The sequence below is a fragment of the Pseudomonas sp. YQ_5 genome (genome assembly GCF_043103305.1).
Classification (GTDB): domain Bacteria; phylum Pseudomonadota; class Gammaproteobacteria; order Pseudomonadales; family Pseudomonadaceae; genus Aquipseudomonas; species Aquipseudomonas putida_Y.
Genome location: NZ_JBICJS010000044.1, coordinates 200,539 through 223,194 on the forward strand (window position 1 = coordinate 200,539; position 22,656 = coordinate 223,194).

A 22,656-nucleotide genomic window follows, 5' to 3' on the forward strand; every position below is an offset into this window, starting at 1 on the left:
GAAGGCTGAGCCTTTGTCTGTTCATGGCACCAGCACCACGTCTTCGGTGTCGCTGCCACCGTTGGCGCTGGTGACCTGCACCTTGGCCGGCGGAATGGGCGAGAGGGTCATGCTCAACGTCTTCACGGCGCCGGTACCGCCCAGGTTGCCGATCAACGTGCCGTTGCCGGTATGTGCGGTAAGTACTGGAGGTGTGGTTTCGTCACTGGTGCTGGCCACCAGGGTCAGCTCGCCAGTGGACAGGCGGTACTGGGCCTGCGTGATGGTGACCAGGTCGGTCAGTGGCAGGTCAGTGGTGGCCACGCTGCTGGTCGGGACGGCCACGCTGTTGTCAGCGGACAGTGTGACGATGGTTCCGGCCGCCGGGTTGAGGGCTGACTGGCCGTACCAGGCGCCAGTGCCATCGGCTTCGGTAAGGTTCAGGTTGGGTGTTTGACTGGTCAGGGTGACAGTTGCCGGAGGTGGCGGGGCCATTACGAAGATGTCTTGTTGGGCGATCAGGTCGCCGTTCTCGGTATGGCGTGAGTAGGTGCTGCGTTGTGGCATCAGCGGGGTTGGCAGGGCCACTTCGGAAAGCTTGCCGGAGACAGCGAACAGCTCGGTGCGCAGGTCGATGCCACCAGGGCCTTCGATGCGTACGTAGTTGGTGTTGAATGGGCTGCCGGTGACCTGCTCTTCCAGGTTCGGGTCGCCGATGAAGCGCTCGTTGCCTTCGGTGTAGGGGCCGTTGACACTGCGCAGGAACGGCCCGACATCGCCCTTGAGTGCGCCGGTGAAGTCGCCTGCGCCGGCGATGCCGATGTCGCGGGTCATGTTGATCGCACGGCGTCCTGCAGCGGGTACATCGAACACTTCAACCCCGTAGGGGTGGGTGACCACGTAGGTGCCCGCGGTGGGTACGTCGACCCGGATACGGACTCGGGCGAAGCTGACCTGGTCACCCTCGACGGGTTCTCCTGCTGCGAATGCCGCTTCGATCGCCGTGCCGTAGCTGAGGTCGATGCCACGGGCGGCGTCGACGATTGCAGCATCGGCAGTGAACCAGAATGCTTCGTCAGGGAAGTTGGTGGGGAAGTCGATGGGTTGGGTATCGTCGAACACGCCGGGCGTGGGCAGCAGCGTGCACATGTATGACGGTGCGCCGGGCGCGCCGGCGACCCGGGAGCTGACCGCCTTGGTCAGGCACAGGTCGAGGGTACGACCGTGGCTGTCCTGGTACCAGGCGGGGAAGCCACCGTTGGCAGGAACGTAAGCGCCTGGGTCGACAGCGTTCAAGGCGGCCTGCGCCGGGAGCTGGAGCATGCCGGCGAAAATCGCCACTGCCAGCGGATGGGGTATCGGTCGGTGCATGAGTCAATTCCTCCTGCAAACGGGCCCATGGACTTGGGGCGTCTGGGAGGAGATCGGCAAGAGCTGTGCCAATATCTGAAAGTTGCGCTGCAGGCCTTGGGGGGCAAGGGGGCGAGCCTATCCGCGGGGGATTTTGCAAGCCGCTGGCGGTGGGCAGCGTTCCCCCAAGGTTGGGGATTGGGGGCCGGTAATTTCAACCCGGTTTTCGATGCAGAGCCGAGTTCTGAATGCAGTCAGGATCAGGCAGTAGGCGCGGCCGGTTATTCTTGCGATCTGGAGCCTTGTGGTTTGCGTGACTTTTTCTCCGGCCGCTTGCCGGGCTTGAGCTGCCAGCGGTCGGCGTTGGCGAGCAGGCGTGCCTGGATTGCGGGTGGGTAGTCGCTCAGGGTTGTCACGGGTGGGACTGGCTTGCCGGGCAGGCCGGCCTCGCGGATGACCTTCGGCCAGCGCGGTCGCCAGCACAGCAGCAGGCTGAGCCAGTGGCCGGTGCCGATGATGACGAAAGCGGGCCAGACAAACAGCAGCGCAATTTTGAACAGCCAGCTGCTTTTGCGGAAGAAACGCCCAAGGCCTTCGAACTGGGCGCTGAATGCCTGGATGGGTGAGGGTAGCTGGGTGCTCAGGCGGGGGCGAGGGACGGCGTGTGGGCCTTCTTCCATGTAACGGCGGATGAATTCCCACTCATCACGCAGTTCGCTGCCGCCTTGGCCTTGTTTGCCCAGCAGGGCCATCTCCATGTGAGGCAGGCCGGTGCGGCTGGGGTGCCAGACCAGGCCTAGTCGCATGCCCATGCTGAGTGAGTCATCTTCTGGATATAAGCCAGTGCTCCCGGTTGTTTTCCAAGGGAAGGTGACGATTCCACCGCAATAGTGCGGTCTATGCAGATGAACTTGCTGGGTGTTCCGGTTGAAGCGGACAAGTAGGTGGCGACTGGTTAGTATTTCCAGTCTTGTCAACTGAAATCCATATTTTGCATATAAATAGTAGGTCATGCCACCGATGGATAGCATGTATATGCTAAACAGGATCGAGGTGGGGGAAAGAAATTCAGGCTGAGTAAGAGTGCTGTAAACTGAGCCAAGCGTTATATATAGCCATGCATAAGTCATCGGGCCCAAACCGCCCAAGGTCATTAATGTAATAATTCCACGCCTTTCTTCCGAGCCGCCGCACCTCATTTCCATATAGGTATCATTGAAGGTGAATATGGGGCCGCGTGTGCGTGGGGTGCTGCTGACTGAGTTGAAGTGGATATCCTCGTTTAGTTCGCTTTCATATAAATCATCAGCTGTCGGCTTGTCCGCTGGCTTGGTATTCGCATTTTCTTGAGTCGATAGTTTCCAAAACCCCCATTCTATTAGATACATTTATAGCACCTCACTGAAGGCCGAGTGGAGATTTGCCAGTTCTTCTTCTTCGGTGAATGTGCTTGATTTTTTGTCAATGCGATAAGTGCTACGTTTGCACCATTTCTCCAAGGCATCATCTTCGAAAATAATAATGGTTACCGTTAGTGCTAGTCCTAGCCAGAAAGCGCCGAGGACCAGTCGTGCTAACATAAGGCGAGCAGTTGCTGTACCTAATGTACTGGAGAGCACGCTCAGTGACTGACTTAGCGCCCTTAAAAGTCGGTGTCTACCGTTTTGTGCCAAATGCTCGAAAAGCGGGCGGGCTATTGCGATGGCAGTACCTAACTCGGCTAAAGACAAGGCTGACGTCGCCATTGCGCGGGTGAAATATGCGCCGCTCAATAAACGAGACTTTGTCAGTGCGCTATCTTGAGAGTAATTTTGCACGCCATCCATAAAATCCCACCATGCCAGTATGAAACCACCTGTCCCAGCTAAACTGGCGCCCCAAATTTTCAAGCGGCCTAAAGCGGCCGCTGCTCCTCGTCCGGTCACACTGTTCGCGCCGTACCGCGCGACCACCTGATCCACATAACTGGCTCCAACTTCGAAGCCCGCCGCAGCGGTAGTCATCGCGGCCGCCAGGAGTTCGGTCTTCACCCGCGCATCACTGTCAGGCAGTTCGCGCGCTTTGAAGGCCATCAGCATCCCCTCCAGCAGGCACACCAGCCCGGAAACACGCACTTTGTAGAAGTCACTGTTACGGGCCTGCATCAACCCTTCAGCCCAGGCCTGGTCGAGGTACCTTGATACCTGGCCTGCGCTGCGTTGTGGGTTGAAGGGCTGCCCGCTACGTGCAGCTTCACTCAGGCGAATATCGACAGCCGTTTCATGCACAGAAGCGAACAAGGTCAGCCGCAAACCCTGGTGCAGTGCGCGGTCCATGCTGTTGGGTGTCGCGGTGCGCAGCACTTGCCGCCCCAGCGCGACGTACCAGGCATACAGGCCGATGCTGGCCGTGCTGCTCTGTGCCTGCATCTGTTCGTACAGGGTGTTGATGCGCCCAAAGGCATTGGCAGCGGCATGGGCTTGCCTGGCAAGCGCTTCCGGCAGGGCGAAGGATGACGCTGACGACGGTTCGGCCTTGGCGGCTTCCAGCAGCGCCGCCAGTTCTTCCCGCAGGTCCTCCTGATTGTAGGTGATGCCGCGTATTGCCAGGTTGCCCCGGCCTGCCACGTCGCTGCGCCACCAGTGGTCCAGCACCTTCGTACCCCCTTCACTCAACTCCATGCCGATCACGCACTGGCCGGTCTGTTCGGCAAAGGCCAGGCCGTTGATGAGGTCGGCGTTGTCGTAGCGGTCCAGTGCCTGCAACAAGCGTTCGCTGACCACCCAGCGGGCATGGTCCTTGGCGCGGTCTTCGGCGGCTTGCTGGGCGTGTTGCATGGCCTGCTCGAAACCGTCGAGCTGATCGTGCATGGCCTGGCGGTCGACCAGGTGGCCGTATTTCTGGTCGAACCGCTTGCGGAACTCGCCGGCATCCTGACGGGCCTGGACTTTGCTGCGGACCTCGCGCTCGAACTGCGCCAAGTGGGGCTTCATGCGTTCATCATGGGCATCGGCCTGTTGCCTGGCCCGTTCGGAGAACAAGTAGATCTCGGGATGCAGGTGGGGCTGGTTGCGGACTTTTTCGGCCATGACTTCGCGCTTGACGATCTGCTCGGCCACCATCTGCGGGTAGAGTTTTTCGATTTCCAGGAACGACTGCGCGACCAGCAGCTTGCGTTCGTTGTCGACCCCGGGTTCCACGGTGCGCTCCAGCCACTGGGTCTTCACATCCTCGACAGCGGCGTTGCGCCAGGCGTTGAGCTCCTGGGTGATCCCGATGGCGTCTTCGATGACGATGGCGGCGCCACGGGGTTTGCTGTGGTTCACCAGCGGTGCCAGCGCTTGGCGTGATGCGTGCGGCGAGACGATCTGGTCGTTGTTGAACGGCTGCAGGTCCAGCAGTGCCTGCAGGTCTGCATCGTCCTGGGCCTTGAAGTCGGCTACCCAGTTCAGTTGGTCATGCTTGAGGACGTGGGGCTGTGGCGGGGCGTCGGAAGGCTGGATGAAGCGGGCGATATCGATCGAGGGCAGGCTGCTGCGGTATTCCTCGTCGAGCAGGAGGTAGTTGTCGAGCATGCGCGGGGTCAGCGGGGAAGGGCTGAACAACGGGCGCAGCTCCTGGATGTCATCCAGGTCGTAGAGGGTGATGGTCCAGCCGAAACCGCGAATGATCTCATCCAGATTGCCGGCGCTGGGGGCAGTCTCCCAGGGGGCGTCGCTGCTGATGTACAGCAGCGAACCATTGGGCGCCACGCGGTATTGGCTGTGCCATTCGTAGGCCGGCGCGCTATGGCGCTTGATCAGCAGGTAGAGAAAGCCCTCGCGCAAAGGGCGGATGGCGTAGCTGGAATGGGTCAGCTCGCCGACCTCATGGAACGGGCTGAGATAGCCCGGCAATTTGGGTAGGCGGGCACGTTGTGCCGGGTTGCCGCCGACGGCGGCGTAGCGCAGGGGCAGCAGTTCGAAGCGGCGGGTGCAGTCGGCGACGGGGCTGTTGCGCAGGGCCGGGCGGTAGCCGGAGGTGATGCGCCTACACAGTTCGAGGGTTTCGTTGAGTGAGTCCATGGTTGTGTTGTGCCTCAGTCCTTGGTGCGCAGGCAGCGCTGCACGTTGTCCATCAGGGATGTCTGCTGCTCGCGCGTGGCGGCAATCGCCTCCTGCCAGGCTGGTGAGCTACTGAGCTGTTCGCCACCGCGAGCCAGCATCAGCACATAGCTGATAAGGTCTTCTTCACGTCCCAGGCCTTGCGCGCGCGCCTGATCCAGATAGTGCTGAATCAACCCAACCCGTGTGCCGTGGCAGGCAGCGTGCAAGGTCGGGCAGGACTGCTCGTTCTTGAGCAACTCGGCAAGTTGATAGCTCAGCGGGTCACCCGCCAGTTCGGCCCAACACGCTTCGTTCAACGTGATTGGCGGACAGTGCATTGAGTGAGGCTGATCACCCCCGGATATCTGCATCCACAACCGCTTGCTCGGGTGTGCCACGGGTGCCCACCAGTGATGGATGGGGGCCAACCATTCGCTTACCCCAGGCAGCTCACGGTGCCTATCCAGCACTAGCAGAGCCGCGGCGGTGTGGAAGCGCAACAGGTACGAGTGGCCGTCCGTGCCCGTGACGATGTTGGCGTGGCTCAAGTGTCCGGCGAGCCGGGCAGCGGGAAGCGCGCTGACTATCCAGCCGCACACGGCGCCAGCAGCACCTTGTTCAAGTTGCCATTGGAAGTCGTACTGGGCCGAGACATCGGAACCGAGGCGCGAACCGAACAACCAAGGGCCTGCTGTCCGCAGGTTGCTGAACTGGGCTTGCTGCAGCAGTGGCCAGCAGCGGCCCGTGTAGTGCCCGGTCAGTTGTTCCTGCACCTCGGGTGTCAAGTTGGCCATTTCCACGATGGCGCTGAGGCGATAGTGACCGGATGCCCGCAGCACATCGACCATTGCTCTGACAAATGGGCTGGGCATCAGCTTGCTCCTTCCATGCGAATGATGGTGTGGCCGTCGGCGATCGCTTTGAGCAGGCAGCTGAGGCAAATGGGCTCGCCCGGCGCTGGTACGCCAGACGTTGAAGTGACGCGATTGCTACCCGTAGCCTGCTGGCTGACAGGCCCTTTGAAGGCCAGCGCCAGGCCGTCCAGCGTGATACCGGCGCCGTCGACCCTCAGAAGCCCCGCGGGGCTGCGGATCGTCAGGCTTTCGCTGACCTGGATGTCATAAACCTTGGTGGTGTGCCGGATGGCTTCGCCCGTTTGCAACGTGCTGTGACCGGCAACCACCTGTTCGCGGTGGCCGCCGATTTCTACCGTGTGGTTTGCCTTGGTGATGTCCTGCCTGTGGTTCCCTACCTGTTCGATTCGGTCCTTGCCTGTGGTGATCCTGTGGTTGCGGCCGATGCTCAGGCTGTCGTCGTTGCCGATTTCGTGTACCCGGTTCTGGCCGATGCCAACAGACTCGTCACGGGCAATGTCTTCGCGACGGTCCTGACCGATCGAAATCGTCTCGTCTCGTTCGACGCGTTCGGTACGATCGTTACCCACGCGTGTGGTTTCGTCGTGCTTGACGATGTTGTTCTGGTCCCGCTCGGCATGAATGAACACCTCCTGCCGATCCAGTTCATCCTCGAAGCGCAGCTCGTTGAAGCCTTCGCCTTTATGGGTCTGGCTCTTGATGGTCATGCGCGTCTTGTGCTCGGGCAGGTCATAGGGCGGCAACTGGTTACCGCAATAGGTGCGCCCGGTGATCATCGGCTGGTCCGGGTCGGCGTTGACGTACTGGATGATCACATCCTGGCCGATGCGTGGGATGGCCATCGAACCCCAACTGCCCCCCGCCCAACCTTGCGACACGCGCACCCAGCAGGAGCTGAATTCGTTGTTTTCGCTTTCCCGGTCCCAAGGAAAGCTCACTTTCACACGGCCCCATTGGTCGCAATAGATTTCCTCGCCCTTGGGCCCGACCACCGTCGCCATGTGCGGGCCGTCGATGCGTGGCTTGGGCAGGGGTGCCGGGCGCCATTCGGTCCTGCCGGGAACCAGCAATGCTTCCTGTTTGTAACGGGTGCCTTGCTGCGAGCCGGCGGCCTCTTCCTGCAGGCTGGTGAACTGGGTGCCTTCGTGATGCACGCTGACCGTGCGCCAGTGCACGTTGAGGTCTTCACGCGGGTGCTCGATGAGGGTGAAGCTCAGCCCCGGTTGCAGGCGCACATCGTCGCCTTCCACTTCGGCAATGCGTGCATCATGGCGCAGGGCTGTGAGGCGGGTGGCAGTGAACGGAACCCCGACCGCATCACGCTTGTATCGGCCGGGGTAGTCGAAGCGCTCATAGTTCAGCGATTGATGGGTGTTGCTATTGTCGTACGCCTGGTGTTCCTGACGGTATTGCGGATGAGTGAAGGTGTAGTCCCGTTGCACCTGCCGCGCTGTTCGAACCTGTTCGCTGTAACGCAAGCGCCGCAGGCAAGGCCTGGCCTGATCGCCGCCTCCAACGGATCGGTACAGCACCTGATCGGGGCCCACGTCGTCATTGTGAAACCCTTCATCCTCATCATCGGTCTTGATGGCCCCCCGGCTGATCTGGCCCAGCGCCAGCAGCCGGTCAGTGATGATTAGCAAGTGCTGTTTCGGCGTGTGTTCGAAGCGGTAGACAATGCCTTCCTCGGCGGCCAGGCGGGCCATGAAGTCGAGGTCTGTTTCACCGGCCTGCACGCAAAATTCGCGCACCTGATGCGGGTCGAGACACTTGAGCTCGTAGGCATTCACGCCCTGGCGCTTGAGCATGATCTCGAGAATCTGCGGCACGGTTTTCTGCTGGAAGATGCGCCAGTTCGAGCGCAGCCCGGCGCGGGCCAGCACGGGCTCGACAAGTGCCCGGTAACGGGTGCGATGGAAGCCTGTTTCTCCCTGGCTGAAGGTGCTGACCAGGCCGTGCACGTAGCGCAACGGGCGCTCACCCTGCCAGAGGGTGAACAGCACCGGTTTGTCGAGGAGCTGGCCGAAGTCGACATCGTCTTCGAAGCTGATCAGCTCCAGCTGCAGCCGGAACGGTGAGCTGATGGCTTCGTCCAGTTCGAACGACACCACCTCAAACTCGCTTCGGCCAACCAGCGGCTGGAAAGTGAAGCGCAAATCGGATTGGCTGGGCATGTTGTGTCCCCCGTTACTGCTGCAGAATGGCGTTGAGCGATTCGACGACTTCGGCGGTTAGCAGGTCGAGGCGGTAGCTGTAGTAGCTGTAGGCGCAGACCATGGCGATGACCGAGATGACCAGCGGGGTCCACCAGGGCCACTGCCAGCGGCGCATACGGTGGGGGCAATGGACGACGTTGCTATAGGGGTCGCTCACTGTTTCCGGCGTGGGGCCACGCAGTTGGCGAATGACCTTGTGCATCCGGCTGATCAGCGCGCTGAGGATTTCATCGCCCTTGGGGTCAAGGGCGTATTTGCCTTGCAGGCCCAGGCAAAAGCAGAAGTACAGGAACTCCAGCACATCCTGGAATTCCTTTGGCGATTGCATGATGCGCTCGAGCAGCACGAAGATCTTTTCGCCGCCCTGGGTTTCGTCGTGGAAGATGCTCAGCAGCGGTTCGTGGCTCCAGCACGAGTTCTGGCCCCAGGGGCGGGTCATCACGGCCTCGTCCAGGTGCAGGCACAAGGCGTAGGAATAGACTTCCTGATGGACCGCGCAATAGCCGTGCTGTCGCATTTCCTCGCGGATAGTACCGATCTGCGTTTGCACGGTCTTGTGCACGAACTGGATGTTGGGCAGATCATCCAGCGTGCGCAGGCGAATGACCAGGCCGAACAGCTGGCTTGCCGCGTCGAGCATGAGGTTGTCGTAGCCGCCGCGTAGCTGAAAGTCTGGATCGGCCGGGTAGCCGGGTAGATCGGTTGCGTATTCAGGACCCGCGCCGTCAGGAGGCGGTGGGGTTTCGTTTATGTCTTCGAGCAGGATTGGCTTTTGGGGGGTGGGCACTGGTTTGCCAGTGCGGTCGGACTCTTTGGGCATCCTTGAACCTCATCTCTTGGCAGCTCAAACACTCGCGATGGCCCCCGCGTCCATGCGGTCGGGCATTAGCAGTTGCGAAAGCCTGAAGAGTAACTAGGAATCAATTTTTGTGGGAGATTGAAAATTCCTAAAGCATTGTAGGAAGGTTCTTTGGAAGTTGTTGTCTAATTATTTCTGTCAAGAAATGAATGATGTTTTATATAGGGCTGATTTTTCTCATGACTGTTCTGAACACGCCTGCAAGTGCTGCGGCGCAGCATCAGCTATGACCGGGCTATGTTCAGCCGCCTGCAGCGCGATGCGTCCATAGAAGAGCAATGCAGTTGCCCAGGTTGTAAGCCAGACAAAGATTCCGGCCCAGAACGTATGAGACATATAGTGCCAGCCCTGTAATACTCGGGTAGTGCCATACACGAATCCGATCAGCAGGATGGCAACCAGCAACTTGCGAGCATGCGCCCACCGGTGGCGCAGGGCCACGAAATACAGCGCCAACAGCGTAAACCCGCTGGACGCATGGCCGCCCGGCCAGCAACGGCCATCGCCGGGCTTGCTCCATAAAGAGAAGTTTTCGAACCATTCGACCCGAGCTTGCGAACCGCCATACAGCGTGGTTTCCACAGGGCAATACACGCTGGTATGGCTTTTCAGGTAGTGAATCACGGTGGTGCTCAGTGCGAACGCTACCACCACGAACAACAGGTCGCGCCGATATTGGGTGGTAAAGCGCAGCACCGGTGCAATACGGACCTTTTCCAGTACCCGGGCAAGGCCCAGTTGTGGGTGGCTAGCCAGGCGCGGCCAGATGAACGAGAGCAAGCTGCCTATGACGGCCAGTTCACCTGTCCAGTCCGGCAGGATGCGGGGCCATTTGTGGGTGACTTTCTCGAATAACGGGTTGTGCAGCAGCGGGAACTGGCCAGTGGCCGGGTCAAGCAGCAGGTTGCTGATCCAGCGATCTAAGTCTGTGAGGTCGAAGGCCATGAACACAATGGCGGCCAGCAATAGTGGCAGCAGCAGGTTGTTGCGGTAGAAGGTGGCGCGGGAGGGCATGTTCAGAGTTCCTTGGCATCAATGAGTGTGTGCCATTCACTGGCCGCCATTTGGCCCAGCACCTTCGTCTTGCCATCGTTGCCACGCGTGATGAACAGGGCGCTGGCATAGCTGTTCGATGTTGCGCTAGAAGGCGCTTTGAGCGCCTGCTCCAGTTGATCCATGCAGCCGCTGTGGCTGACCAGCACGAGGTTGTGGCCACTTCGCTTGAGGGCAAAGGCCTTTTCGGCAAAGTGGCTGTCACATTGATTAAGCCAGTCTCGTGTGGCGATGGTTTTACCGAACATGGCTTGTGCGGTCTGCCGGGTTCGCACCTCTGGGCTGGTCCAGACATCAGCTTCGCCCAAGCCAAGGTGTTGCAACCCGAGGCCTACATCGGTGGCCGCCTGCCTGCCTGCGACGGTGATGCCGCTGGGGTCATTCAGGCATGCGTCACTGGAGCGGTCGCAGCGTTCGGCATGGCGCAGTACGACAATCATCGAGCCTTTTGCCCAATCGGTATACAGCCCACTGTGCTGCAGGTGATGGGGATTGCCCAGGTTGGGGGTGGCCGCGCGCTGCTGGGCCCAGGCTGCCGCTACGCCGAGCAAGAGCAGCAGGCACAACACCACCCATTGCGCTGCGCCCCAAGGCCATCGGTATGTCGGCCCAAGCCGTGAAGCGGGGGAGTCGTCGATCACGTCGTGCAGCATGTTTGCCACTCCAGTCAGTCTGCTCCATGCGAGAGCGTCGGCACTGTAGGCAGTGGAATGTCGGCAGAGGGTGAGGCGGGTGTGAAAAAAGCCTTGCGCTGATGGGCGTGCGGTGGAGGTCAAGCCGGGTGAGAGGGTAAGAATGAAACCGGTTTCAAAACATTTCTGAACGCGCTAGATTATTCGGCTGTCTTCTTGATGGCCTATCAAGATCACCTCTTTATTGAAAATCAGATGGCGCTTATCAAGGCCACCCCAAAGCCGATGAGGATTCGCAATGCCTGAGCATGCCCCAGACAACCCGCGCAGGGATTTTCTGCGCAAGACCTTGACCCTGATCCCTGTCGTTACAGTGGCCAGTACAGGGCTTGGCGTGGGCGCCAGCCAGCTGCTTGCGGCCCCGCAACCGCATCAGCAACCGAAAGTGCCGGCCACGCCGCCTGCGGGCAACTATCAACCGACATTCTTCAGTGCCGAAGAATGGGCTTTTCTACAAGCTGCCGTTTCCCGCATCATCCCGGCCGATGAGCTTGGCCCAGGGGCACTCGAAGCGGGCGCCGCCGAATTTATCGACAGGCAAATGAACACCCCCTACGCGACGGGCGCACAGTGGTACATGCAAGGGCCGTTCAACGCCGACGCCCCGCCCGAGCTGGGCTACCAGTTGCAGCTCAGCCCGCAACAAATCTACCGCCTGGGCATCGCTGCCGTGGACGGCTGGTGCAAGGCCAATGGCGGACAGGCTTTTGCTGCGCAAGATAGCGCTACCCAGGACCGCATTCTCAGTACGTTGGAGGCAGGAGAGGTGGTTTTCGAAACCGTTCCGGCCAAGGTGTTCTTCAGCCTGCTGGTGCAAAACACGCGCGAAGGGTTCTTCTGCGACCCGATTCATGGCGGCAATAAAGGCATGGTCGGCTGGACCCAGATCGGCTTCCCCGGCGCCCGCGCCGACTTCATGGACTGGGTCGAGCGCAACGAGCCTTACCCGTTCCCGGCTGTATCGATTCGTGGTGAGAGGGCCTGAGGCATGGCGACTGTGTTGAACAAGGTGGATGCGGTGATCGTCGGCTTCGGCTGGGCCGGTGCGATCATGGCCAAAGAGCTGACCGAGGCCGGGCTGCACGTGGTAGCCCTGGAGCGGGGGCCAATGCAGGATACCTACCCCGAAGGCAGCTACCCGCAGGTGATCGATGAGCTGACCTACAGCGTGCGCAAGAAGCTGTTCGTCGATGTGTCGAAAGAAACCGTCACTGTCCGCCATAGCGTGAATGATGTGGCATTGCCCAATCGCCAGCTGGGCGCATTCCTGCCGGGCAAGGGCGTGGGTGGCGCAGGCCTGCACTGGTCGGGTGTGCACTTCCGGGTCGACCCCGTCGAGTTGCGCCTGCGCAGCCACTATGAAGAGCGCTATGGGCGCACGTTCATTCCCGAAGGCATGACCATTCAGGACTTCGGCGTCAGTTATGAAGAACTGGAGCCCTATTTTGACTTTGCCGAAAAGGTCTTTGGCACTTCAGGCCAGGCCTGGACCGTCAAAGGCCAGGTGGTCGGTGAAGGGAAGGGCGGCAACCCCTATGCGCCGGACCGTTCCAACCCGTTCCCGCTGCCCGCGCAGAAGAACGTTGTATCGGCAAGGCTGTTCGAAAAGGCTGCCACCAGCCTGGGCTACAAACCCTACAACCTGCCGTCGGCCAACACCTCCGGGCCATACACCAACCCCTACGGGGCGCAGATGGGGCCGTGCAACTTCTGCGGTTTCTGCAGCGGCTACGTGTGCTACATGTACTCCAAGGCCTCGCCCAACGTGAACATCCTGCCGGCGCTGCGCCAGGTGCCCAACTTCGAGTTGCGGCCCAATGCCCATGTGCTGCGGGTGAACCTGGACGACCGCAAGCGCAAGGCTACCGGCGTGACCTACATTGATGCCCAGGGGCGCGAGGTGGAGCAACCGGCAGAGCTGGTGATTCTGGCGGCTTTCCAGTTCAACAACGTGCGTCTGATGCTGCTTTCCGGCATTGGCAAGCCTTACGACCCGGTGAAGAACGAAGGTGTGGTCGGGCGTAACTTCGCCTATCAGAACATGGGTACGGTAAAGGCGTTCTTCGACAAGGACACCTACACCAACAACTTCATCGGCGCGGGTGGCAATGGCATTGCCATCGACGATTTCAACGCCGACAACTTCGACCATGGCCCGCACGGCTTCGTCGGCGGTTCGCCAATGTGGGTGAACCAGGCCGGCAGCCGGCCGATTGCCGGCACCTCCAACCCGCCGGGCACGCCGGCCTGGGGCAGTGCCTGGAAGAAGGCCACGGCCGACTACTACACCCACCAGGTGTCGATGGATGCCCACGGCGCACACCAGTCCTACCGTGGCAATTACCTGGACCTGGACCCCACCTACCGCGATGCCTACGGCCAGCCGCTGCTGCGCATGACGTTCGACTGGCAGGAAAACGACATCAAGATGAACCAGTTCATGGTCGACAAGCTGAGCAAGATCGCCCAAGCGATGAACCCCAAGGCCATTGCCGTGCTGGGCAAGCAGGTCAAGGACCACTTCAACACCACCAGTTACCAGACCACCCACCTGAACGGCGGGGCAATCATGGGCACCGACCCCAAAACCAGTGCACTGAATCGCTACCTGCAAAGCTGGGACGTACACAACGTGTTCGTTCCGGGGGCTTCGGCGTTCCCGCAGGGGCTGGGTTACAACCCGACCGGGCTGGTGGCCGCGCTCACCTACTGGTCGGCCCGTGCCATCCGTGAGCAGTATCTGAAAAACCCCGGTCCGTTGGTCCAGGCTTGAGGAGCGATGAGCATGAAGACACTGTTGATCGCAACTCTGGTGCTGGGTGCCGGCGCGGCTTTGCAGGCCGCAGCGAATGACGATGCGCAGGTGCGCCTGGGCGAGTACCTGGCCCGCGCCGGTGACTGCGTGGCCTGCCATACCGCCAAAGGCGGCAAGCCCTTTGCCGGCGGGTTGCCGATGGAAACGCCGATTGGCACGGTGTACTCCACCAACATCACCCCGGCGGCCAGTGGCATCGGCCAGTACAGCTTCGAAGACTTCGACCAGGCCGTGCGCAGGGGTATCGCCAAGGACGGCAGTACGCTCTATCCGGCCATGCCATACCCGTCGTATGCGCGGGTCAGCGAGCAGGACATGCAGGCGCTGTACGCCTATTTCATGAAGGGCGTGGACCCAGTCGAGCAGGCGAACAAGGCCTCTGACATTCCCTGGCCGCTGAGCATGCGCTGGCCGCTGGCAATCTGGCGCGGCCTGTTCGCCCCAGAGGCCAAGCCCTGGCAGGCATCAGCTACAGCCGACCCTGTGGTGAACCGCGGGGCGTACCTGGTCGAGGGCCTTGGGCATTGTGGCGCTTGTCATACGCCGCGGGCACTGACCATGCAGGAAAAGGCCCTGAGCGCGGCCGATGGCGAGCAGTTTCTGGCCGGCAGCGCGCCGCTGGAAGGCTGGGTTGCCAAGAACCTGCGTGGCGATCACAAAGACGGCCTGGGCAGCTGGAGCGAAGCGCAGTTGGTGCAGTTTCTCAAGACTGGGCGCAGTGATCGCAGCGCCGTGTTCGGCGGCATGAGCGATGTGGTCGAGCACAGCATGCAGCACATGAGTGATGCCGACTTGACCGCTATCGCCCGCTACCTGAAAACCCTGCCGCCGAGCAATCCGGACGACCAGCCGCATGTGTACGACAAGCAGATAGCCGATGCGTTATGGAAGGGTGACGACAGCAAGCCTGGGGCGGCGGTGTACATCGACAACTGCGCGGCCTGCCACCGCACCGACGGGCAGGGCTACACCCGCGTGTTCCCGGCCTTGGCCGGCAACCCGGTGGTGCAGACTGCGGATGCCACGTCGCTGATCCATGTGGTGCTTGTCGGTGGCACGGTACCTGCTACGCACACTGCGCCGTCGAACTTCACCATGCCGGCTTTCGGCTGGCGCCTGAGCGACCAGGAGGTTGCCGAGGTGGTGAATTTCATTCGCAGCAGTTGGGGTAACCAAGGCAGTGCCGTCACGGCCGGTGACGTGAAGTCGCTTCGCTGACGTGTTTTTCTGCGCCCTCGCCCGTAGGAGCGGGTTTGCCCGCGAACACGGGCGAAGCCCGTCCCATCCCCTAACGTAATCAGATTCCAGGGTAAGCCCTGTTCCATAGGTATAAACCTAAAAAAAATCAATGATTTATGCAATATTCTTAATGCGATTTAAGATTTCCTGTCTTCGTGCCCGACCAACGGCATGTTGACGAATCCGTGCATTTTTGCTGTATTGAAACCGGTTTCATCACTATTAGAACAATCATAAGGAAAACCCATGACCGACGCGCCTGCCCATACCCGCGAACGGGTCACCATCAGCGAAGTGGCGCGTGTTGCTGGCGTTTCCAAAGCCACCGTCTCCCGTTACATCGGTGGCGACCGCCAATTGCTGGCCGAAGCCACGGCCAAGCGGCTGGAAGAGGTCATCGAACGCCTCGGCTATCGCCCCAACCAGATGGCTCGCGGCCTAAAGCGCGGCCAGACGCGACTGATCGGCATGCTGGTGGCCGATATCCTCAACCCCTATTCAGTGGCCGTGATGCACGCCGTGGAAACCGCCTGCCGTCAGCATGGTTACAGCCTGGTGGTGTGCAACACCAACCGCGACGACGAGCAGGAGCGTCACCACCTGGTGGCCCTGCAGAGCTACAACGTCGAAGGGTTGATCGTGAACACGCTCGGCCACCACCCCGGCGAACTGCTCAACCTGCGGCGTGACATCCCCATGGTGCTGGTCGACCGCCAATTGCCCGAGCTGAATGTGGACCTTGTCGGCCTGGACAATGCCGACGCAGTCGAGCAAGCCCTTGACCACCTGCAGGCCCAGGGCTACCGCGACATCCTGGCGGTCAGCGAACCCCTTGATGGCACCAGTTCACGCCTGGAGCGGGTGCAGGCGTTCGGCGCGTCGATCAGCCGCCGGCCAGGCATGCGTCAGCAGGTACTTGAAATCAGCGCAGGGCTGCAGGGCCAATTGGCTTCGTTTCTTGCCCACAGTGGCCATGGTCCGCAAGCCATCTTCACCTTCAACGGCGTTGCCACCTTGGCGGTGACCCGGGCCCTGCTCGAGGCCGGGCGCAACCTGGTTGCCGATGTCGGGCTGATCGCCCTCGACGACCTCGACTGGTACCCCTTGGTCGGCAAAGGCATCACCGCACTGGCCCAGCCCACCGAGCGTATCGGCGTGGCGGCATTCGAAAGCCTGCTCGGTCGCCTGCGCGGCGACAGCAGCGCAGCACGGCGTATCGACTTCAAGGCCAACCTGATCATCCGCGGTTCAACCCAACCCCAGTAAGAAACAGCAGGTTTGCGCCTGCTGCTGTTGATTAAAAAATGAAACCGGTTTCATAAGGACAAGAACAATGCACGCGAACCCCGTTTCCATCAGTCTCTCCAGCTACGGCGCCGACTTTGTGCGCCAACGTGGCCAGGAGCAGTTTCTGGACCTGCTGGCCGCCGCTGGCGTCAGCCGCGTCGAACTGCGCGAAGAATTGTTCGCCAGTGCACCGGACGCCGCTGCGCTGGGTAGGGTCATTGCCGCGCTGCGCCTGGAATGCCTGTACTCCACCCCCCTTGAACTGTGGACCGCGCAAGGCGTGCCCGACCCGCTACTGGTGCAGAAGCTGGAAATTGCCCGGGCGCTTGGCGCGGTGGCGCTGAAGGTTTCCCTGGGGCACTTCGATGAGCACTGCGATGTGATGGCCCTGGCGTCGCTGTTGCCTGCGCAGGGGCCTCTGTTGCTGGTGGAAAACGATCAGACCGCACAAGGTGGCAGGCTCGAACCGATGCTGCAGTTCTTCCAGCGCGTCGACCCGCTTGGGCTGCGCCTGGGTATGACGTTCGATATCGGTAACTGGCAGTGGCAGGGTGAGCCTGCGCGGCAAGCTGCAAGGCAGCTAGGCCGTTGGGTGCGCTATGTGCATTGCAAGGCTGTGCAGCGTCGGGCCGATGGCCGTCTGGTTGCCATACCGCCGCAAGCGGCGGACCTGCAGGAGTGGGCAGCGCTGATGGCCGAGTTTGCGCCGGGCGTGGTGCGCGCCGTCGAGTACCCCCTGGTGGGCGATGACCTGCTGGCGCTGACCCGGGTCCAGGTACGTCACCTGTCTGCACTGGGCGCGGCGCAGGAGCTGGACCATGCATGAACATGACGTGCTGTGTTTTGGCGAGACCATGGCCATGTTCGTTGCCGAGCAGGCCGGCGACCTGGCCGCTGTCGGCCAGTTCGGCAAACGCATCGCCGGCGCCGACAGCAACGTGGCGATCGGCCTGGCGCGGCTGGGTTTCAAGGTACGCTGGCTGAGCCGGGTTGGTGACGATTCGCTGGGCCGTTTCGTGCTCGAGAGCTTGCGCGGCGAAGGCCTGGACTGTGCCGGCGTTGAGGTGGATGCCAACTACCCGACGGGTTTTCAGCTCAAGGCCCGCAGCGATGATGGCAGCGACCCGGCAGTGGAGTACTTTCGCCGAGGTTCGGCGGCCAGCAGGCTGTCTCCTGCGATGTTGAGCCCCGTTTGGCTGCAGGCTCGCCACGTACACGCTACCGGTATTCCGCTGGCGTTGTCGGACAGCTGTCGGGCGCTGTCTCACGCGCTGCTGGACGGGATGCGCGCAGCCGGGCGGAGCATATCGTTCGATCCCAACCTGCGTCCCTCGCTGTGGCCCGATCAAAGCAGCATGGTGCGTGAAATCAATGCCTTGGCGGCGAAGGCCGACTGGGTTTTACCGGGGCTGGAGGAGGGGCGGTTGCTGACCGGTCAGCACACCCCGGCCGATATCGCCGCGTTCTACCTGGACCAAGGGGTGGAACTGGTGGTGATCAAGCTGGGCGACGCGGGCGCCTACTTCCGCAGCGCCAAGGTCGAAGGGCAGGTAGCCCCCGTGCCAGTCAGCCGCGTGGTGGACACCGTCGGTGCAGGTGATGCCTTTGCCGTCGGTGTGCTCAGCGCGCTACTGGAGGGCCGTGCAGTAGCCGAGGCGGTAGCGCGCGGCAACTGGTGCGGCAGCCGTGCCGTGCAGTCACGAGGCGACATGGAAGGGCTGCCGCTGCGCCATGAACTGGAGGCCTACGACCTGCGCAGAAGCGCATGAGCCGCCCCCGAATCACCTGTTGCAACAAAAACAACAAGCTCAGGAGAAACAAACCATGCAAAGCCAAAGCCTGGCACCTCGCCGCTGGTGGTACATCATCCCGATTGTGTTCGTTACCTACAGCCTGGCGTACCTGGACCGCGCCAATTATGGCTTCGCCGCCGCCTCCGGCATGGCCGAAGACCTGCATATCACCCCGGTGATGTCTTCGCTGTTGGGGGCGCTGTTCTTTCTCGGTTACTTCTTCTTCCAGGTGCCTGGCGCCATCTACGCCGAGAAGCGCAGCGTCAGAAAGCTGATCTTCGTCTGCCTGATCCTGTGGGGCGGCCTTGCCACACTCACGGGCATGGTCAGCAACGTCTACATGCTGATCGGTATCCGCTTCCTGCTCGGGGTGGTGGAGGCTGCGGTGATGCCGGCCATGCTGGTGTACCTGTGCCATTGGTTCACCCGCGCCGAGCGCTCGCGCGCCAATACCTTCCTGATGCTGGGCAACCCGGTGACCATTCTGTGGATGTCGGTGGTGTCGGGTTACCTGATCAAGCATTACGACTGGCGCTGGATGTTCATCATCGAAGGCCTGCCCGCTGTGATCTGGGCGTTCTTCTGGTGGCGCCTGGTGGATGACCGCCCGGCCCAGGTGAAGTGGCTGAGCGAGCAGGAGAAGGCCGCCCTGGCGCAGGCGCTGGCTGCCGAGCAGCAGGGTATCAAGCCTGTGAAGAACTACCGCGAAGCGTTCCGCTCGCCGCAGGTGATCATCCTGGCGCTGCAGTACTTCTGCTGGAGCATCGGCGTGTATGGCTTCGTGCTGTGGCTGCCATCGATTCTCAAGCAGGCGGCGAACGTCGATATCGTGCAGGCCGGCTGGCTGGCCTCGGTGCCCTACCTGGCGGCGGTGCTGGCGATGGTGGGCGTGTCCTGGGCGTCGGACCGCCTGCAAAAGCGCAAGCGCTTCGTCTGGCCGCCGCTGCTGATTGCCGCCGTTGCGTTCTATGGCTCTTACGCCTTGGGCAGCGAGCATTTCTGGCTGTCGTATGCGTTGCTGGTGGTCGCCGGCGCCTGCATGTACGCACCCTATGGCCCGTTCTTCGCGATCGTGCCCGAGATCCTGCCGGCCAACGTCGCAGGCGGCGCCATGGCGCTGATCAACAGCATGGGTGCGCTGGGCTCGTTCGGCGGTTCGTGGCTGGTCGGCTACCTCAACGGTGCTACGGGCGGGCCCGGTGCCTCTTATCTGTTCATGTGCGGTGCGCTACTGACTGCAGTGGCGCTAACCGCTGCGCTCAATACCTCCCAGACGTCAGGCCGGGCAAAGCGCGATAACTCGCGTCTGGCCATGAACCATTAGGAAACCTGCAATGAAGAAGCGAATCGTCCTGTATAAACGCCTGTCCGACGACTTGATGGCACGCCTGCAAGATCGCGTCGAGGTGACCTGGGTGGATACCTCCCGGCCCGATGGCCTGGCCCGCCTGCGTGATGCGTTGCCGGGGGCGCACGGGTTGCTGGGGGCCAGCCTGCGCCTGGATGCCAGCCTGCTCGACCTTGCCCCGCAACTGGAAGTGGTGTCGAGCGTTTCGGTAGGCGTGGACAACTACGATATTGCTGAGCTCAGCAGGCGTGGTGTGATGCTCACCAATACGCCCGACGTGTTGACCGAAACCACGGCCGACACCGGCTTTGCCTTGATCCTGGCTACCGCCAGGCGGGTGGTGGAGCTGGCGAACTGGGTGCGTGACGGCCGCTGGCAGGCCAACCTGGGGCCGGCGCATTTTGGCAGTGATGTACACGGCAAGACGCTAGGCATCGTCGGCATGGGCCGCATTGGCGAGGCCCTGGCCCGGCGCGCGGCCGCTGGTTTTGGCATGCGCGTGCTGTATCACAGCCAGCGTGCCAAGCCCGAGGTGGAAGCACGCTATGCCGCATGCCAGTGCAGCCTGGATGAGCTGTTGCAGCAGGCAGACTTCGTTTGCCTGACAGTGCCGTTGAGCGCCAGCACCGAAGGCCTGATAGGCGCACGGGAACTTGCGTTGATGAAGCCTGAGGCAATCCTGGTGAACATCTCACGCGGGCGTGTGGTGGATGAGCAGGCGCTGATCGAAGCGCTGCGGGCCAGGCGCATCCGCGGTGCGGGGCTGGACGTGTTCGTGCACGAGCCGCTGCCGGCCGACTCGCCGCTGTTGCAGCTCGATAACGTGGTAGCGACCCCGCATATCGGCTCGGCGACCGAGGAAACCCGCCAGGCCATGGCGCGTTGCGCGGTGGATAACCTGCTCAGCGCGCTGGCCGGTGAGCGGCCGGCAAACCTGGTCAACGGCTGACGCGCGCCCCTGCCACGGGGGCCGCGCAGCCTTTGAAATGATCAGCGGCAGTTACCTGCCTTGCGATAGCCTGCTGCCTGCGCTTCACCTTCGTTAGCGAAGGAAACCTGGTTCTTCGCTGCAACCTGGTTGTAGCCTGGGCAGCCGACTGACAGGTGATAGACGTGGCTGTTGCGGTTGCCAAGCACGGCGCCGACCGAACCGGCGCTGGCCAGGCTTGGTTTGGCCTCTGGCTTGGCCGCTTTTACCGGCACCGCCTGTACCACGCCGCTGCCAACCGGCTTGTAGCCGGCAGTCCACTTGCGTTCGCCGCTTACAAACGGGTTGGTATGGCCCATGATCGCGGCAATGCGCCGATCGCGTTCTTTCTCCCAGGCCGACACCGGGTGTTGCTTGTCCCAGGCCATCAGTAGCTGTTGTTGTTGGCGCGACATGCTCAGCTTGTAGCGGTCGAACATGTAGAAGGTGGTGCGGGCTACCAGGCCTTTGACTTCGTCACGCGGTTCGGCGGTGCGCTGGACGAAATCGACCTTGGTGGTGCATTGGCCGTATTCGCCGGCATTGCCAGTGACCATGCCGTAGTTGAAGTTGCTGCGGTCACCGTTGACCTCACCCACGGCCGGGTAAAGGTTGAACAGGTCGGCCTCCATGGCGCGGAACACCGGGTCGTTGTCCACGCAGTGCTCACGGCCGCCGTTCTTCCAGCACTGGCGCTGGTTGCCGAAGGTGTGGGCGGGCACGATGTGTTCCCACTCGGTGCGTTCGGCACGGTTCTGCTGCTTGCGTGTCTGGTAACCACACGAGGCGGCATTGATGCGCCCGCCAGACTTGCCCACCCAGGTCCATTTGCACCCGCAGTACAGGTCGCCCATGGCACTGCTGGCCTGGTCCAGGTAGACCTTCTGCTTGGCCACCACTTTGGCTTCGGTGAAGGTGGCCGGCGGGTTGGCCAAGGCGGGGAGGGTAAAGGAAAATAATAAGGTTATGGCGTAAAGCAGTGATTTCATGTGGAAAACATATTTCAGGTTGGGCCGCGCATTGTAATGGTTTCCGCGAGGCTGACCAGCTCGCGGACCCATACCAACTGCCGCAAGCCCGCGCTATTTGAAGCCGGTGACCGCGTGGGGAACGTAAGGGGCCTGCAAGCGCGCCACCTCGTCCTCGCTCAGCTGCAGTGACAGTGCGCCCAGGGCATCGTCCAGGTGGGCGGGCTTCGAGGCGCCGACGATAGGGGCACTAACGCCGGCCTTACCCAGTACCCAGGCCAGCGCAACCTGGGCCATCGGCACACCCCGTTCGCTGGCGATTTGCTCGACCACATCGATTACCCGGCCGTCCTCCACCTCGGTCTTTTCATAGAACGACTGCCCGGACACGTCGGTGCGCGTGCGCTCGGTCTGCTGCCCATGCGGCCGGGTCAGGCGGCCGCGCGCCATGGGGCTCCAAGGCATCAGGCCGACGCCTTGATCCAGGCACAGCGGAATCATCTCTCGCTCTTCTTCGCGGTAGATCAGGTTGAGGTAGTTCTGCATCGACACAAAGCGGCTCCAGCCGTGGCTGGCGGCTACCTGTTGCGCCTTGGCGAACTGCCAGGCATACATCGACGATGCGCCGATGTAGCGCGCCTTGCCGGCCTTGACCACATCATGCAGGGCTTCCATGGTTTCCTCGATGGGGGTGTGGTAGTCCCAGCGGTGGATCTGGTAAAGGTCGACGTAGTCTGTGCCCAGGCGGCTGAGGCTGGCGTCGATGTTGGCCATGATCGCCTTGCGTGACAAGCCTTGCTCATTGGGCCGGCTGGCGCCTTCCCACATGTTGGCAGGGAAGAACACCTTGGTGGCGATCACGGTTTCTTCGCGGCGGGTAAACTCCTTCAGGAGTTTGCCGAGGATGATTTCCGAAGTGCCGGCGGAATAGCTGTTGGCAGTGTCGAAGAAGTTGATGCCTTGCTCGACGGCGTGGCGAATGATTGGCCGGCTGGCGTCTTCGCCCAAGGTCCAGGGGTGAGTGCCGGCGTCGGGTTCACCGAAGGTCATGCAGCCCAGGCACAGCCTTGAAATGTCCAGCCCGGTGCTACCCAGCTTTACGTACTGCATCGTCGTCTCCTTCAAGGGCGTGAGTGATGGAGTTAGCCTAA

The 22,656-nt window shown here is 61.6% G+C and carries 18 protein-coding genes; 8 read left to right on the forward strand and 10 right to left on the reverse strand.

Translation table 11 applies throughout. The features are described from left to right. Positions 1 to 21: 21 nt before the first annotated feature. The 8 genes from ACF8EA_RS09130 to ACF8EA_RS09165 form a co-directional block, all read right to left on the reverse strand. Positions 22 to 1,350: a hypothetical protein gene (locus tag ACF8EA_RS09130; protein ID WP_392521669.1), complete on the reverse strand. Its 1,329-nt coding sequence runs from the start codon at positions 1,348 to 1,350 to the stop codon at positions 22 to 24. 260 nt (positions 1,351 to 1,610) lie between these two features. Further along, the gene (locus ACF8EA_RS09135) at positions 1,611 to 2,717 is read right to left on the reverse strand and encodes a DUF6708 domain-containing protein (RefSeq protein ID WP_028698266.1); all 1,107 of its coding nucleotides are present in this window, start codon (positions 2,715 to 2,717) and stop codon (positions 1,611 to 1,613) included. After that, positions 2,718 to 5,372 (reverse strand): T6SS effector BTH_I2691 family protein, encoded by a 2,655-nt coding sequence (locus tag ACF8EA_RS09140; protein ID WP_028698265.1) that lies wholly within the window; start codon positions 5,370 to 5,372, stop codon positions 2,718 to 2,720. It lies immediately after the preceding gene. Positions 5,373 to 5,386: 14 nt separating this feature from the next. Further along, on the reverse strand, positions 5,387 to 6,265 hold the full coding sequence (locus ACF8EA_RS09145) for a DUF4123 domain-containing protein (RefSeq protein ID WP_367250998.1): 879 nt from the start codon (positions 6,263 to 6,265) through the stop codon (positions 5,387 to 5,389). Continuing rightward, on the reverse strand, positions 6,265 to 8,442 hold the full coding sequence (locus tag ACF8EA_RS09150) for a type VI secretion system Vgr family protein (protein WP_392521671.1): 2,178 nt from the start codon (positions 8,440 to 8,442) through the stop codon (positions 6,265 to 6,267). The genes ACF8EA_RS09145 and ACF8EA_RS09150 overlap by 1 nt, the downstream gene beginning before the upstream one ends. Before the next feature lie 13 nt (positions 8,443 to 8,455). Continuing rightward, entirely contained in the window at positions 8,456 to 9,304 is an 849-nt protein-coding gene (icmH, locus tag ACF8EA_RS09155) for a type IVB secretion system protein IcmH/DotU (protein WP_392521673.1), read from the reverse strand. Positions 9,305 to 9,520: 216 nt separating this feature from the next. Further along, positions 9,521 to 10,357 (reverse strand): phosphatase PAP2 family protein, encoded by an 837-nt coding sequence (locus ACF8EA_RS09160; protein ID WP_392521675.1) that lies wholly within the window; start codon positions 10,355 to 10,357, stop codon positions 9,521 to 9,523. Between the two features lie 2 nt (positions 10,358 to 10,359). After that, the gene (locus tag ACF8EA_RS09165; protein WP_392521676.1) at positions 10,360 to 11,049 is read right to left on the reverse strand and encodes a histidine phosphatase family protein; all 690 of its coding nucleotides are present in this window, start codon (positions 11,047 to 11,049) and stop codon (positions 10,360 to 10,362) included. 277 nt (positions 11,050 to 11,326) lie between these two features. On the opposite strand from ACF8EA_RS09165, the gene ACF8EA_RS09170 reads away from it, so the two are divergent. From ACF8EA_RS09170 to ACF8EA_RS09205, 8 genes are all read left to right on the forward strand, one after another. Continuing rightward, on the forward strand, positions 11,327 to 12,073 hold the full coding sequence (locus ACF8EA_RS09170) for a gluconate 2-dehydrogenase subunit 3 family protein (RefSeq protein WP_325950972.1): 747 nt from the start codon (positions 11,327 to 11,329) through the stop codon (positions 12,071 to 12,073). A gap of 3 nt (positions 12,074 to 12,076) precedes the next feature. Further along, positions 12,077 to 13,861, forward strand: coding sequence for a GMC family oxidoreductase (locus ACF8EA_RS09175; protein ID WP_392521677.1), 1,785 nt, complete (start codon positions 12,077 to 12,079; stop codon positions 13,859 to 13,861). A 12-nt stretch (positions 13,862 to 13,873) separates the two neighbouring features. After that, entirely contained in the window at positions 13,874 to 15,121 is a 1,248-nt protein-coding gene (locus tag ACF8EA_RS09180) for a c-type cytochrome (RefSeq protein WP_392521678.1), read from the forward strand. Positions 15,122 to 15,388: 267 nt separating this feature from the next. Further along, a complete protein-coding gene (gene ptxS / locus ACF8EA_RS09185) occupies positions 15,389 to 16,408 on the forward strand; it encodes a transcriptional regulator PtxS (RefSeq protein WP_392521680.1) in 1,020 nt (339 codons plus the stop codon). Between the two features lie 67 nt (positions 16,409 to 16,475). Further along, positions 16,476 to 17,255 (forward strand): sugar phosphate isomerase/epimerase family protein, encoded by a 780-nt coding sequence (locus tag ACF8EA_RS09190; RefSeq protein ID WP_392521682.1) that lies wholly within the window; start codon positions 16,476 to 16,478, stop codon positions 17,253 to 17,255. Beyond that, complete coding sequence (locus ACF8EA_RS09195) at positions 17,248 to 18,198, forward strand: sugar kinase (protein ID WP_392521683.1); 951 nt, start codon at positions 17,248 to 17,250, stop codon at positions 18,196 to 18,198. The genes ACF8EA_RS09190 and ACF8EA_RS09195 overlap by 8 nt, the downstream gene beginning before the upstream one ends. Positions 18,199 to 18,253: 55 nt before the next feature. Further along, on the forward strand, positions 18,254 to 19,546 hold the full coding sequence (locus tag ACF8EA_RS09200; RefSeq protein WP_021783800.1) for an MFS transporter: 1,293 nt from the start codon (positions 18,254 to 18,256) through the stop codon (positions 19,544 to 19,546). Positions 19,547 to 19,556: 10 nt separating this feature from the next. Further along, complete coding sequence (locus ACF8EA_RS09205; RefSeq protein WP_103444442.1) at positions 19,557 to 20,519, forward strand: D-glycerate dehydrogenase; 963 nt, start codon at positions 19,557 to 19,559, stop codon at positions 20,517 to 20,519. Between the two features lie 41 nt (positions 20,520 to 20,560). Here the strand turns inward: ACF8EA_RS09205 and ACF8EA_RS09210 are convergent, their stop codons facing one another. Both ACF8EA_RS09210 and ACF8EA_RS09215 read right to left on the reverse strand, forming a co-directional pair. Next, positions 20,561 to 21,526: an endonuclease gene (locus tag ACF8EA_RS09210; RefSeq protein WP_392521684.1), complete on the reverse strand. Its 966-nt coding sequence runs from the start codon at positions 21,524 to 21,526 to the stop codon at positions 20,561 to 20,563. A 93-nt stretch (positions 21,527 to 21,619) separates the two neighbouring features. Next, positions 21,620 to 22,615 carry an aldo/keto reductase gene (locus ACF8EA_RS09215; protein WP_021783797.1) on the reverse strand — a complete coding sequence of 332 codons (996 nt, stop codon included), beginning with the start codon at positions 22,613 to 22,615 and terminating at the stop codon, positions 21,620 to 21,622. Between the last annotated feature and the right edge of the window lie 41 nt (positions 22,616 to 22,656).

Coding starts and splice junctions, on each gene's coding strand:
- icmH (WP_392521673.1), bottom strand. CDS start 9,304: ATGCCCAAAGAGTCCGACCGCACTGGCAAACCAGTGCCCACCCCCCAA.
- ACF8EA_RS09210 (WP_392521684.1), bottom strand. CDS start 21,526: ATGAAATCACTGCTTTACGCCATAACCTTATTATTTTCCTTTACCCTC.
- ACF8EA_RS09160 (WP_392521675.1), bottom strand. CDS start 10,357: ATGCCCTCCCGCGCCACCTTCTACCGCAACAACCTGCTGCTGCCACTA.
- ACF8EA_RS09190 (WP_392521682.1), top strand. CDS start 16,476: ATGCACGCGAACCCCGTTTCCATCAGTCTCTCCAGCTACGGCGCCGAC.
- ACF8EA_RS09180 (WP_392521678.1), top strand. CDS start 13,874: ATGAAGACACTGTTGATCGCAACTCTGGTGCTGGGTGCCGGCGCGGCT.
- ptxS (WP_392521680.1), top strand. CDS start 15,389: ATGACCGACGCGCCTGCCCATACCCGCGAACGGGTCACCATCAGCGAA.
- ACF8EA_RS09145 (WP_367250998.1), bottom strand. CDS start 6,265: ATGCCCAGCCCATTTGTCAGAGCAATGGTCGATGTGCTGCGGGCATCC.
- ACF8EA_RS09195 (WP_392521683.1), top strand. CDS start 17,248: ATGCATGAACATGACGTGCTGTGTTTTGGCGAGACCATGGCCATGTTC.
- ACF8EA_RS09170 (WP_325950972.1), top strand. CDS start 11,327: ATGCCTGAGCATGCCCCAGACAACCCGCGCAGGGATTTTCTGCGCAAG.
- ACF8EA_RS09165 (WP_392521676.1), bottom strand. CDS start 11,049: ATGCTGCACGACGTGATCGACGACTCCCCCGCTTCACGGCTTGGGCCG.
- ACF8EA_RS09135 (WP_028698266.1), bottom strand. CDS start 2,717: ATGTATCTAATAGAATGGGGGTTTTGGAAACTATCGACTCAAGAAAAT.
- ACF8EA_RS09140 (WP_028698265.1), bottom strand. CDS start 5,372: ATGGACTCACTCAACGAAACCCTCGAACTGTGTAGGCGCATCACCTCC.
- ACF8EA_RS09175 (WP_392521677.1), top strand. CDS start 12,077: ATGGCGACTGTGTTGAACAAGGTGGATGCGGTGATCGTCGGCTTCGGC.
- ACF8EA_RS09215 (WP_021783797.1), bottom strand. CDS start 22,615: ATGCAGTACGTAAAGCTGGGTAGCACCGGGCTGGACATTTCAAGGCTG.
- ACF8EA_RS09130 (WP_392521669.1), bottom strand. CDS start 1,350: ATGCACCGACCGATACCCCATCCGCTGGCAGTGGCGATTTTCGCCGGC.
- ACF8EA_RS09205 (WP_103444442.1), top strand. CDS start 19,557: ATGAAGAAGCGAATCGTCCTGTATAAACGCCTGTCCGACGACTTGATG.
- ACF8EA_RS09150 (WP_392521671.1), bottom strand. CDS start 8,442: ATGCCCAGCCAATCCGATTTGCGCTTCACTTTCCAGCCGCTGGTTGGC.
- ACF8EA_RS09200 (WP_021783800.1), top strand. CDS start 18,254: ATGCAAAGCCAAAGCCTGGCACCTCGCCGCTGGTGGTACATCATCCCG.